We start from the raw sequence: 13,094 nt of genomic DNA, 5'->3' as shown, positions 1-13,094 counted from the left end.
AAACAACTCATTTTCAGCAAATTAACTAAATCAAAGACATGCTTCATAATACAAAAATGCGGCCCATAAAAAACTAAGTTAGCCTATCAAAATTTCATTCCTTTTTGACCTTATGTGATATTCATCACGTACAAACACACCGTTCTGCATTATCTTTGTTACCTCATAAACACATACATGTCATGGACTCTAAACAACAATCTTTCAAAGACATCATTAGCGGAGATACGCCAGTCGTAGTTGATTTTTTTGCGGAGTGGTGCGGGCCTTGCAAAATGATGGCGCCTATCCTTAAAGATTTTGCCAGCCAAATGGGTGACAGAGTGCGGGTTCTAAAAATTGATGTGGATAAAAACCCCGCTGCTGCTCAAGCCTATCGCATTCAAAGTGTCCCTACACTTGTGATTTTTCAGCGGGGCGAAGTAGTATGGCGGCAGTCGGGCGTTGTGCAAAAAAAACAATTGGAACACGTTGTCAATCAACTGCCACGTACATACACACAGTGATTATTATTCTGTAAAACAAGCAACTTTGCCCTCTTTTGTACACCTGTCTCAAGTAATTTGGGGCGGGTGTTTGTTTTTACAATTTTTCTTATCGTATATTTGCGATATATAATATATATCATGGCAATCAACCGAAAAATGGAATTTGCAACGGATGAAATCGCTTTAGCCGATTTTGCCAAAGCCATTTCACACCCTGCTCGCATCGCGATATTAAAAATACTTGCCCAGCAAAAAAGCTGTATTTGTGGCGAAATTGTGGAAGGGCTACCGTTGGCGCAAGCAACTGTTTCTCAGCACCTCAAGGAACTCAAAGCAGCGGGCTTAATAAAAGGAACAATAGAGGGGAAAACCTCATGTTATTGTATCAACTGGGAGGTGTTTAATCAATTTGTCGTTCGTTTTAGCGTTTTCGCTGATTTAGCCAAAAACGAATCTTGTCAATCACAATCATGCTGCTGACGCAGGTCAGACGATAGTCAGACCGTGACCTAACCTTGCATTCGTATGACACAAAAAAAACTCTCATTTTTAGACAACTACCTGACTCTTTGGATATTTCTAGCCATGCTTATGGGTGTAAGTATCGGCTACTTTTTCCCCGAATCCGAAGCATTTATCAATAGTTTTAATGTAGGAACCACTAACATTCCATTAGCAATTGGCCTCATTTTAATGATGTACCCACCCTTGGCCAAAGTCCGCTACGAACAACTTCCCAAAGTATTCGCCAACGGTAAAATCTTAGCGCTCTCATTGGTACAAAACTGGCTCATTGGGCCTTTACTAATGTTTGGTTTGGCCGTCGTTTTCCTACCCGACAAGCCCGAATACATGACAGGCCTGATTATGATTGGCATTGCCCGCTGTATTGCAATGGTCATTGTCTGGAACGATCTAGCCAATGGTGACCGCCTCTATGCCGCTGGACTAGTGGCATTCAATAGTATTTTCCAAGTATTATTTTACTCGGTGTATGCTTGGGTATTTATCACGGTACTGCCGCCACTTTTTGGTTTAAAAGGCTACGAAGTCAACATAACGATTGGAGAAGTGGCGCAAAGTGTATTTATCTACCTCGGTATTCCGTTTTTATTGGGTATTATTTCTCGTTATGGTCTTACGGCACTAAAAGGACGCGATTGGTTTGAGCACGTATATTTGCCTAAAATCAGTCCGATTACGCTGGTCGCTTTGTTGCTCACCATTGTCATTATGTTTAGTTTGAAAGGGCAATTGATAGTACAGATTCCGCTGGATGTGATTCGCATTGCCATTCCACTTTCTTTCTACTTTGGCATTATGTTTCTATCGGCTTTTTATCTTTCCAAAAAAGCAGGAGCCGACTATGCAAAAGCTACTTCGCTTGCTTTCACTGCCGCAGGAAACAACTTCGAGCTTGGTATCGCCGTTGCTATCGCGGTATTTGGTATCAATTCGGGTGCTGCCTTTGCCGCCGTTATAGGGCCACTCATCGAAGTACCCGTATTGATTCTTTTTGTTAATTATGCCCTCAAACAAACCCACAAATTTTAACAATGAACCCCCAACTCAACACCTACATTAAGACCCTCAATCTCGCCGAGGTATCCGTCGAACGCCAAGCTATTTTACAGCCATTGGCCGACTATATTACTACAAAAAAAATCAGCCAGCAACCTATTAATCTGACCTTTATTTGCACGCATAATTCCCGTCGAAGCCACTTAGGGCAAGTGTGGGCACAAGTAGCAGCAGCTTATTTTGAGGTTAAAAATGTGCATTGTTTTTCAGGAGGGACAGAAACCACCGCCTGCAATCCTCGAACCATTGCGGCTTTTGAGCGAGCTGGATTGAAAGTGACAAAGACTACCGAATCTGACAATCCCGTTTATGAAATTAGCTTTGATGATTTGTCCCAACCTATTATCGCTTTCTCGAAAGTTTATAACCAAGCTCCTAATCCAAGTCATGGTTTTGCAGCTATCATGACCTGCGACCACGCCGAGGCCAACTGTCCCTTTATTCCAGGAGCAGAAAAACGCTTACCAATTATGTACATTGACCCCAAGGTTTCGGACGACACCCCTGAAGAAAGTGCCACCTACGACGCCCGCTGTCGGCAAATAGCGACGGAAATGAAATGGGTCTTTGACCAGGTCAGACGATAGTCAGACCGACGATACATACTGAGAGTCTGACTATCAGTACCCTCACACTAGAGTGACCAATCATACAGTCAATAGTCTGAATTTGACCAAATTTCAACTATTTACTGTATGCAAGTTTTAGCCGAACGCCTGTATCATGTATATAACCAAGGAAACAACCAAGAAATCATTTTTCACACCAAAGATGACTATGTCCAATTTCTTAGACACGTCAGAGAAAAGGTACTTCCCCATTGTGAAATAGTAGCCTATTGTTTGATGCCCAACCATTTTCACTTTTTAATCAATACGACTCAAAAATCAATAGAACCTGTTAAGCTGGGACAATTGACCAGCACAGTTTTAAATAATGGTTTCAGGCTATTACTCAGCGGGTATGCACACGAATTTAACAAGAAATATCACAGAACAGGCTCTTTATTTCGCCAAAAAACGAAATTCAAAAACCTAGAACGCGAAGGTGAGAAGCCAAGCAACAATTACCCTTTTGTATGTTTTCATTACATACATCAAAATCCATTTGTGGCCAATCTTTGCCCCAAAATAGAGGATTGGGAGTTCAGTTCGTTTAGAGATTATTTGGGAGTTCGGAAAGGAACTTTAGTTAGCAAACAACCCGCATTTGATTTGATTGGGATTCAGCAAGAGAGCTTTTATAAGGAGTCTTATCAAGTAATTTCCGAATCCAAAATCAAGTATTTGTATGATATGTAGGTCTGACTGCCGTCTGACCAATTATATTACGATTGAGTCAGACGTATAACAGCGGTCTAACTATACTTGCTTAGTCATAATACAAGTAGCTAGAGCGTGCATTTTCATCGGTCTGACTACCGTCTGACCGAGACATCCTCATGCTCAAGTCAGACGGTAGTCAGACTTCTCCTCATCAGCGACTTAGCTAACATCGTAGCACAAACAATTCATCGGTCTGACTATCGTCTGACCGAGACATCCTCATGCTCAAGTCAGACGGTAGTCAGACTTCTCCTCTCCTGCGGCTCAGCTAACATCGTAGCACAAACAATTCATCGGTCTGACTACCGTCTGACCAATGTGACCAATGTCACAGTTTTTTGTTTGAAAGCGACCCACTTTTGTAGCACATTAAAACATCTACAAAAATGGCTGCTTTTTTCTTTGGTGTTGTTATGCTACATTTGGTAGCGGGCTTCGGCTGGGTATTGCACAAAATTGCGTCTCCGAAAAAAACTCAAACTAATCGTCTCTTATGAAATCGGTACTTGCAGCAGGATTGTTATTTGTGATAGCTGTTATCAGTACGGCTTTTCAGCCTAGTTCTCAAGCTCCTATCGACTACCGAAAACTTGGCGACTCACTCAGCCTTCAAGCACAACAAGTACTTGTTCGTAACTTGCTAGGAGCGATTCAAAAAGGAGGCTCTGACTATGCCGTTGATTTTTGTAGCGAACGAGCCATGCCCCTCACCGATTCACTATCGAAGAAATACAAGGTTCGTATTCAGCGCATTTCGGTCAAAAACCGCAATCCCAAAAATGCAGCATCCCTCTTTGAACGTAAATTATTGGAATCGTTTGCTTCGGCCAACTCTCCCAAAGACACCCTCCTTCAAACCCCCAATGGAGCTATTTATTATAAGCCAATTCGGGTAGCGATGCCCACTTGCCTCCAATGCCACGGCAACCCCAAAACCGACATCAACTCCGCAACTCTTTCGACCATCAAGGAAAAATACCGCTTCGACAAAGCCACAGGCTACGCCCTCAACGACCTCCGTGGCGCTTGGAAATTGTCGTTTGAGGAATAAAGCTTCCCTTTTTTTGCTTACCGTTTACTCAATGTGTGGAACTTACTCCACAATTTTACCCATAGACCTGCGTTTTTGGGCTAGGAATAGCTTTTTTGTAATTCTTGGCATACAAACACAATTGAGACTCATTTATACAAAACATGAAACAACGCTTTACTTGCTTTAATTAAGTTACACCAAACAATCAATTACAATCATGGAAAACAATCAGCAAGGAAAAAGCCCTTTTGCGTGGGTAGCGCTAGTAATCATGACCCTAGCTACAGGTACGTTTGGCATCTTGTTTTATAACCAAAAACAAGAAACGGAGTCGAAAGAGGTAAGCATCGTCCAAAAAGCCAAAGAATTGGCCTTCACTCAGACAAAATTGGATTCGGTGTCGCGTAGTTTGGACATCAAGATTGCCGAAGTGCAGCAGTTGGGCGGAAACGTAGAGGAACTGATGAAAGTAAAAGCGAAGTTGGAAGCCGATAAAGTAGCATTGCGTAAAAATGCAAAATTTGAGGTAGCTAAATACAACGCTAAAATCAAGGAGTACGAGCAGTTTTTGGCCGAAAAAGACACCGAAATTGCGAAGCTAAAAGAAGAAAACGGTTTGTTATCGGTTGAAAATCAATCGTTAGCTAGTGAAAATACGAACCTAAAAACGGAGAAAGAAACACTTACGCAAGCTAAAATGCAGCTAACAGATTCGGTAACAGCTTATTCTAGCAAAAACCGTGAACTTAGCCAAAAAGTAGCCATCGGTGCTGCTTTGAAAGCTGAAAATATTAAAGTGTTGGCTGTTTCGCCTAAAGGCAAGGTTCGTACTGACGATACCTATCGCTCGAAGCGCGTGGATAAATTGAAACTGCAATTTACGCTTCCTCCTAACCCGTTGACAGAAACAAACGAGAAAGAAATTTATGTTCGTGTTCTCGACCCCGAAGGAGCGGTTATTACAGATGAAGCGATGGGTTCTGGGAAGTTTAACTGGCAAGGTCAAGACATGATGTTTACCACCAAAGACCGCGTGGCCTATCAAAATACCAATCAAACTGTTGAGATGACGTACGATAATCCACAACGCCTACGACCAGGAAAATACAATGTGGAAGTTTATGCTGAAGGTTTCAGAATCGGAAGCAGCCAGTTTACCATCAAGTAAGGTGAACTAAAACAAGAAATCCCTTTCATATATACACAATGCCCAATTACCCAAATGCGGTCAGGTACTTACCCGACCGCATTTTTGTTTTTAAAATTGATTTTCTTGATTTATTTCCACTACTAAAGCGGACATGGCTTAAATACACATCAAGCCATCATTCGGTTTTGAGAAACCGAATACGCAGGTTTTGAGAAACCTGCGGCACAGTGTGGGCGGCGTGTGGGCAGATTTCTCAAAACCTGTCCGAAAGAGACACGACAAACCTGCCCGACCAACCCACAAACCTGCCCAAACGAGAACCAAAACCCACTACACAACAAGCCCTTGCTAGAATTCTCTAACGAGGGCTTATCAGTTTATTTATAGAAACCGCTAGGCTACTTCTGCCAAATCAGCCTTTTTTGCTTTCTTTTTCTTTCGACCGTTGAAACGTTCTTTGATACGGTCAACCACCAAGTAAGTTCCTGGTACGATGAAGAGTGTCAAAACGAGCGAGCTGGTCAACCCTCCGATAATCACCCATGCCATGCCGTTCTTAGTTTCGGCACCTGCACCGCTTGCCAACGCAATCGGCAACATCCCGAATACCATCGCAAGCGTCGTCATCAAGATGGGGCGCATCCGTTCTTTTCCCGCTTCTATCAGGGCGTGTACTACATCGTAACCTTGTTCTTTAAGGTGATTGGTAAAATCGACAATCAAAATCGCGTTTTTGGCCACCAAACCTAGCAACATAATCATACCCACAATTGAGAATACGGTCAAACTTTCCATCGTAAGGGCCAAGGCCAACAAGGCTCCAATCAACGCCACAGGAATGGAAAATAATACTACAAACGGATAAACCACGCTTTCGTACAAACCCACCATCACAAAATAAACCAGCAAAATCGCGATTCCGAGGGCTAAGCCAAGGCTTCCAAAAGCATCAGATTGTTGTTGCATTTGCCCCAAGTATTCTACCGAAACTCCTTCAGGCAATTTTACGTCGTTCATTTTCTTCTGAATATCAGCTCCTACTGTACCCACAGGGCGGCCTACAACTTGGGCGTTGATGGTAATCGATGAAAGGCGGTTGATACGCTCCAACACACTCTCACCCGATTGTTCCTGCACTTGCGCAAACTGCGACAACTCAAACGTTTTGCCTTGGTTATTGACAAACAATAAGCGACTTACATCATTCAACCGCGAGCGGTCAAACTGGTCGAGGCTCACCAAAATATCGTATTCGTTACCATTTTGTTTGAATTTCGCACGGTCGTTTCCTCGGAATGAGTTTTGCAAGGCCATCCCAACGTCCATGGCACTGATGCCCAACTGCGCCATTTTTTCGCGGTCAAGTTTTACAGTTACTTCAGGCTTAGGGTCTTTTACCGAAAACTTCACGTCTTGCGTTCCTGGTACCGACTTCACAATGTCTAATGCCTGTGCCGCCGATTTCCGTATGGTTTCAAGGTTGGTTCCCTTGATGGCAATCTGAATCGGCGCTTGCGATGCCCCTACAATACTTGCTGGGCTCACGGTCACTTTGATGCCTGGAAGCTCTAATAGTTCGTGTTTGAGCATTTGCCCAAATTTCTCGGTCGAAAGCGTGCGCTGTTTTTTATCCACTAACTTAATATTCAACTCCGCAATGTTGCTGTTTGAAGACGCCCCAAAGTTCGTACTTGTGTAACCCACGTTGGTAAAGACATTGGTGACTTCGGGGTGCTTCATAATCATCTGCTCGGCCTTCTGCGAAAGTTCATTGGTTTGATAAATCGAGGCCGTCGGTGCTAATTCGAGCTGAATGTTCATCTCTCCTTGGTCACTTTGCGGCATAAACGCGGCTCCAATAAAACCTGCTGGAACGAGATAGATGGTTGCTACCAACATTCCCAAAATGGTCAGATACATCCAACGTTTGTGCCCCAAAACCCATTTCAAGTAGTCGGCATAAACGGCCGTGAGGCGGTCGATGAAGTGTTCAAAACCCAAATTGAGTTTTCCCCACAAGCTATCGGGATTTAACTTCTCAAGTTTACCAAAACGAGATACCAACAGCGGTGTCAATGTAAATGAAACCACCAAACTCATCAATGTTGAGAACACCACCACGAGCGAGAATTCACGCAAAATATTTCCAATCAAACCACCCGTCAAAGCCAACGGCACGAATACCACCACGTCCACCAAGGTAATGGCCAAGGCCGTAAAACCAATTTCGCTCCGTCCGTCGAGGGCGGCCGTTCGTTTGTCTTTACCCATTTCGAGGTGTCGGTTGATGTTTTCCAACACCACAATCGAGTCATCGACCAAAATCCCTACCACCAACGAAAGCGCCATCAAGGTCATCAGGTTCAACGAAAAACCTGCCAAGTACATCAGCAAAAAGGTCGGTAGAATCGACGAAGGCAGCGCGACCAATACAAACAGCGACGAACGGAAGCTGTGCAGAAAGAGCAGCATCACGACCGACACAATAAGAATGGCCAAAAACAAGTCGTCCACCACCGCGTGCGCCGAAGCTAAAGTATAAACCGACTGGTCGGAGGCAATGTTGAATTTCAGGTGAGATTTGGCGTATTGTTTTTCCAAAACCTCCATTTTTTTGCGTGCCAACTCACTCACCGACACCGCGTTGGCATCCGACTGTTTGCTAATCTGAATCCCAATCGAAGGCTTGGCATTGATGTGGTTGATGGCCGTTGGTTTGGCCGTTGCATCCACTACTTCGGCAATGTCGCGGAGTAAAATTTCACTGCCATTGGCGCGACGTGCCACCACCAAGTCACGCAAACGCGAGGTTGTTTCAAGCGTCGCGTCAAAACGAATGGCGTACTGGGCACTCCGCGTTTCAAGCTGCCCTGCGGGGTAGCTGGTATTGGCGTTGTTGATGGCTTGCGACACTTGGACAATCGATACCCCATACGCCCGAAGCTTATCACTATCGACATTGACCTGAATCTGACGCTTGTTTCCACCTACGACGTTGACCTGGCCCACACCTGGGACATTGGCCAACTGGGGCTTCAACTCATCATCAATCAAATCGTACAATTCGGTGGGCGACAAATCGGCGGTTACCCCCATACGTAGCACGGGAATTTCGTCGGTCGAAAACTTATTTACAATCGGGCGGTCGGCCTCATCAGGCAGAAGGTTGATGATTTGCTCAATCTTCCGTTGGGCATCTTGCTGCGCCAAAGTAGTGTTTACGCCATTTTTCAACTGGATTGTCACCAACGACACCCCTTGTTGAGACGTCGAAGTCATGCGATCCAAGCCTTCCAACGACGACAAAGCGTCTTCGATACGTTTCGTTACGTTGGTTTCTACCTCGTCGGCCGAAGCCCCAATGTAGGTAGTTGCCACGCTAATCACGTTGGCTTCAAATTTGGGCAATAAATTATATGACAACTGTTTATAGCCCAGCACCCCGAATAAAATCAGGACGATAAAAACAGTAGTGACCAACAAGGGTCGTTTAACGGCTATTTCGGTAATTGACATGGTTGTAATTTTTTACTTAGTAATCTGCACATTACGTCCTTCGCTCAGGTTCAATTGACCCGTAACGACCACCACATCGCCTGTTTCAAGGCCACTGAGCACCTCAATGTTATCGCCCAATTCGCGTCCAACTTTGATGATACGTTGATGAGCTACGTTGTTGTTAACCACATAGACGTACGGATTTTTCAAACTTTCTACCAACGCCAAACGTGGAATAAGCAACGCCCGCTGATTTGATTTTTGAGAAAAATCGACGTTTACAAACGTCCCCGCTTTTAATCCCGCAGGGCTAGCAATCGTAATTTCAACGGGATAATTGTGCTCATTGCTTCCTTGCGGCGCGATGTAACTCACTTTCCCCGTTAGTACTTTGTCAGGAAAAATGTCGGTCGTTACTTTTACCACTTGCCCTACCTTTAATTGGTACACGTCGCTTTCGTTAACCTGAACATCCACTTTCAGGCGCGCCACGTCCAAAATCGTCCCGACCACCGTACCTGCACCCACAAATTCGCCTGGTTCGATGTCTTTTTTCACAATACGACCGCTGATAGACGCCTTCACCGCCGCGTCCGCAATTTGTTTTTTGATTTGCTCGGCCTGATTAAGCGCGTTTTCGTAGTTGAACTTCACTTCGTTGACCTGAATTTCGGTGGTTGCGTTTCCTGCCAACAAAGTGGTGTAGCGATCTACGTCTTTTTTGAGTTTGTTGATGGTCAATTGCGTCGATTCGAGCGATAATTCTTTCAATTTGTTATCTAATTGTACCAAAACTGCCCCTTGACTCACTTGCGAGCCAAGTTCAAAGTTGACGTTGGTAACGCGCCCTGCGGTCATGGCCGTAATGGCCGCTTCCTTGAAGGGAACCAAGTTTCCTGTTTTAATCAATTGTTGCGACACCTCTCCTTCTGCTACCCGACTGACAGTGACTGGAATAGGCGTATTATTATTGGTGGTTGGTAGTGCTTTTTGGGCATCAATTTTCTTTTTATTGGCCGTCAACCGAAAAGCAATCAGTGACGCAGCGACCACCACAACTAAAGCGACGATAAATGAGGACTTTTTCATTTCTAGAGTTGATTATAGAAAGTTAGCAACGTTCCTTGTGACTGTTCAAGGTCGAGGCGTGCTTGATAAAAATTAATGAGTGAGTTAATGTAATTCGATTGCGCCTGACGATACGAATTGTCGGCATTGATCAAGTCGGTCAGCGACTTGGTGCCTTGTTTGTACTGCAACGTCACGACGTTATAAACCTCTTGGGCTTGCTTCACGGTACGTTCGTCGTTCTGAATGCTCGTCCGTGTTTTTTGGATTTGGGTTTGGGCGTTGTTAAACTGCAATCCAAACGCCGCCACATTCATCCGCAATTGTTCTTCTTGGGTCAAAATCGTGAGGCGCTGTTGTTTGTACTGCGCATCCCGCTGAAATCCATCGAAAATGGGCACGTTCAAGCGCAATCCCACGCTTCCAAAGCCCGTAAAATTGCGAAAGCCATCGGCAAATTGGTTACCCAACGCCATCGAACCATAACTGGCGGTAAAGCTTAGCGTCGGCTGATAGCCAGCTTTAATCCGCTGTAATTGAAGCTTTTGCAACTCTAAATTGGTTGTCGCTTTTTGGTACGACACCAACCCTGGCGCGTTAAATTGACTCATTTCTACCTGCGGCGTTTGACGAAGTAGCAACGAGTCCGAGACATTCACGTCTTGGTCTTGCGAAAGCCCCATTTGGTATTTGAGGCGGTTAAGAGCCAGCGCCAAATTGCTTTCGCTCAACGCCAACTGCGAGCGCGTGTTGTTGTACGTTACTTCCGTATTGGTCACGTCAATGGGTTGAATCACGCCGTTATCACGCTGTAACCGCAAGACGTTCAATACTTTTTCGGTGCGGTCTAGGTTATCTTTCAACAACGCAATCTGCTGTTTTACAATAAATACTTGGTAGTAATTGCTGGCGATGTTGTAAATAATTTCCTCTTTCGTTTGGCGCATCGACAAGTCGGCCAATTTTTGATTGGGCTCAGCGGCTTTTAAACCAAGCAAAGCCGCTTTGTCGTAAATGGTTTGGGTCAATTGCGCCGAGGCCACAGTTTGGTACTTCGAACCCAACGAAATTCGCCGTGGTTCGGGGCCTGCAAAACCCGCTGGTAAGAGCGTACTTTGGAGTTTGAGGTTATCGGTGAAGTTTCCCGTCGCCGATACTTGCGGCAAATAAGTGCCCAAGGCTTGCCGAGCTTGCTCGTTGGCCGTCTCCTGCTGGTACTGAGCGATTCGCACCGAACCAAAATGCTGAAGGCCGTAGTCGAGGCAAGCTTTCAACGACCACGTTTGCTGCGCGAAGCTTGGTAGCGAAGCCGACAGCAGAAGCGTTAAAAAGACTGCGATTTTTTTCATGGTTGTACTTTACTAAGAAAAATTATAAGTTGACATATCAACTAATTGAACAAAAAAATTTAAACTTCAATGGTCGAAGCCACTTTTTGCAAAAGCTTCATCAAGGTTTCTGATTCTTCTTGGGTGAGTTTGCTAGTCACGTCTTGGTTGATGACCGCTGCCAAATCAGCGATTTTATCCACGGCAAATTTTCCTGCGGGCGTGAGGTGAATCAGGTTACGACGGCGGTCCACGTCATCGCTCACGATTCGGATATAACCATCCCTCTCCAAGGTACGAATCGAGCGCTGAATCGCCGATTTGTCCTTTTGGAGCAAATTGGCAATGTCTTGCTGCGAAAGTGGCTCATCGGCCGAATAGCGAACTAAAAACAAAATCGGGAACTGTTCAATCTGAATCGAAAGCCCCGTCTGCCCCAACTCACGATTGATTTTTCTCACAAACAAATGAGACACGTGGTTGATGTTAAAGGTAAGGTACTGGCCCAAATGTTTCCAGATTTTTTCCTTGATGTGTATTCCTTGTTGAGATTCCATGCGACAAAAGTAAAACAAGTTGACATATCAACCAATTTTATTTTAAAAAAATTTATGGACGGTAAAAAGCGATGATAGAAGTGTTTTTGGGAAAGGCGGTTTCTAAGGGTAGTTTTTTTAGTGTCTTTTGCTCCGATGGTGCGAGCGTTCACCCTATCAGTGGAGTGTTTAGACAACTTTGCAAAATTAAATGCTTCCTCAGTAGTCGTTAGCCCCTTTCCAACTACTCAATTACCTATTCTATCAATCCTCTCTGCCAATAATTTAGCATACTCTAGCTTCATCTCATCAGGCAAAAAACTCTGTCCAACCACCTCTAACAAGGCGTTCTGTTTCTTTACGAATTTTGCATAAACCCGTTCGGAAGATTTGGCAGGAATACCCAGCTTTGTGGCTAATTCGTCAAAATCGGTTCGTTTGAGTCGGTTTTTCTTGCCATTTATCGTTAAAGCTGACTCTTCCAGGTCTTCGGGCATGGCTAATTTAGTAGAAACCAAATCATAGGCAGGAGATAGAGCTACATCTCCATTGTCAAACCGAATCAGCGAGAAGTTTTTTAGGTGCATGTCGGCATTACCCGTAATAAAACAAAAAATCACCAACTCAAATAGAGCCAACGCTTCCAACCCTTTGTTGGTTGTATAGGTACGAATCGCTTTACCCACCTTTTCAATCGAGCCTCGGTATTTGTGTTCGGTTAGGTTCTCGGTCAATTGACATAAATCCTCTACATGGATTTTTCCGTTTTTTTGTCAGTCAAACCGTTTGGTTAGATATGCCAAGCTACCCGATTGCAACCGAATCAATGTATGTTCTGCTGTTTTGACCCCACACAAAGCCGCCAACTTCATGGTCAAGTCTTCATTTTCAGGTAGTGAGTCAAAATGATCGGTAGGTGGTTTGAGAATGTAGCTGCCCCATAACCCTACCACAGTAAGGCGGCTTGTTTGGGCATTTACTTTTTCTAAATCCAACGAAAGTTTGGGCTGCACCCCCGTTACGGCTACACTACGAATGATGAGTCGTCGAGCCATTTCTCGCAAATCATCAGTTCCCAAATTGAGGG

The 13,094-nt window shown here is 44.5% G+C and carries 11 protein-coding genes and 1 pseudogene; 7 read left to right on the top strand and 5 right to left on the bottom strand.

The window, feature by feature from the left end; all coding sequences use genetic code 11:
* Positions 1-182 precede the first annotated feature (182 nt).
* The 7 genes from trxA (at position 183) to DTQ70_RS02445 (ending at position 5,595) form a co-directional block, all read left to right on the top strand.
* Entirely contained in the window at positions 183-506 is a 324-nt protein-coding gene (gene trxA, locus DTQ70_RS02475) for a thioredoxin (RefSeq protein WP_122929342.1), read from the top strand.
* Between the two features lie 120 nt (positions 507-626).
* Positions 627-968: a helix-turn-helix transcriptional regulator gene (locus DTQ70_RS02470; RefSeq protein ID WP_122929341.1), complete on the top strand. Its 342-nt coding sequence runs from the start codon at positions 627-629 to the stop codon at positions 966-968.
* Between the two features lie 45 nt (positions 969-1,013).
* The gene (arsB, locus tag DTQ70_RS02465) at positions 1,014-2,042 is read left to right on the top strand and encodes an ACR3 family arsenite efflux transporter (protein WP_122929340.1); all 1,029 of its coding nucleotides are present in this window, start codon (positions 1,014-1,016) and stop codon (positions 2,040-2,042) included.
* A gap of 2 nt (positions 2,043-2,044) precedes the next feature.
* Positions 2,045-2,656: a low molecular weight phosphatase family protein gene (locus DTQ70_RS02460; protein ID WP_122929339.1), complete on the top strand. Its 612-nt coding sequence runs from the start codon at positions 2,045-2,047 to the stop codon at positions 2,654-2,656.
* A 108-nt stretch (positions 2,657-2,764) separates the two neighbouring features.
* Entirely contained in the window at positions 2,765-3,370 is a 606-nt protein-coding gene (locus DTQ70_RS02455; protein WP_122929338.1) for a transposase, read from the top strand.
* A gap of 517 nt (positions 3,371-3,887) precedes the next feature.
* A complete protein-coding gene (locus DTQ70_RS02450) occupies positions 3,888-4,445 on the top strand; it encodes a DUF3365 domain-containing protein (protein WP_122929337.1) in 558 nt (185 codons plus the stop codon).
* Positions 4,446-4,644: 199 nt separating this feature from the next.
* The gene (locus DTQ70_RS02445) at positions 4,645-5,595 is read left to right on the top strand and encodes a hypothetical protein (RefSeq protein WP_122929336.1); all 951 of its coding nucleotides are present in this window, start codon (positions 4,645-4,647) and stop codon (positions 5,593-5,595) included.
* A 375-nt stretch (positions 5,596-5,970) separates the two neighbouring features.
* On the opposite strand, the gene DTQ70_RS02440 is transcribed toward DTQ70_RS02445, so the two are convergent.
* The 5 genes and pseudogenes from DTQ70_RS02440 to DTQ70_RS02420 form a co-directional block, all read right to left on the bottom strand.
* Positions 5,971-9,093, bottom strand: a complete 3,123-nt coding sequence (locus DTQ70_RS02440) for an efflux RND transporter permease subunit (protein WP_122929335.1) — start codon at positions 9,091-9,093, stop codon at positions 5,971-5,973.
* Positions 9,094-9,105: 12 nt separating this feature from the next.
* Positions 9,106-10,164: an efflux RND transporter periplasmic adaptor subunit gene (locus DTQ70_RS02435; RefSeq protein WP_122929334.1), complete on the bottom strand. Its 1,059-nt coding sequence runs from the start codon at positions 10,162-10,164 to the stop codon at positions 9,106-9,108.
* 2 nt (positions 10,165-10,166) lie between these two features.
* Positions 10,167-11,492 carry a TolC family protein gene (locus DTQ70_RS02430; protein WP_122929333.1) on the bottom strand — a complete coding sequence of 442 codons (1,326 nt, stop codon included), beginning with the start codon at positions 11,490-11,492 and terminating at the stop codon, positions 10,167-10,169.
* Positions 11,493-11,551: 59 nt separating this feature from the next.
* Positions 11,552-12,028, bottom strand: a complete 477-nt coding sequence (locus DTQ70_RS02425; protein WP_122929332.1) for a MarR family winged helix-turn-helix transcriptional regulator — start codon at positions 12,026-12,028, stop codon at positions 11,552-11,554.
* 227 nt (positions 12,029-12,255) lie between these two features.
* Positions 12,256-13,062: pseudogene (locus DTQ70_RS02420) on the bottom strand (HipA domain-containing protein).
* Positions 13,063-13,094 lie beyond the last annotated feature (32 nt).

The sequence above is a fragment of the Runella sp. SP2 genome (assembly GCF_003711225.1).
GTDB lineage: Bacteria > Bacteroidota > Bacteroidia > Cytophagales > Spirosomataceae > Runella.
The sequence above is the reverse complement of the archived record's forward strand: the minus strand, read 5'-3'. Positions and strand labels throughout refer to the sequence as shown.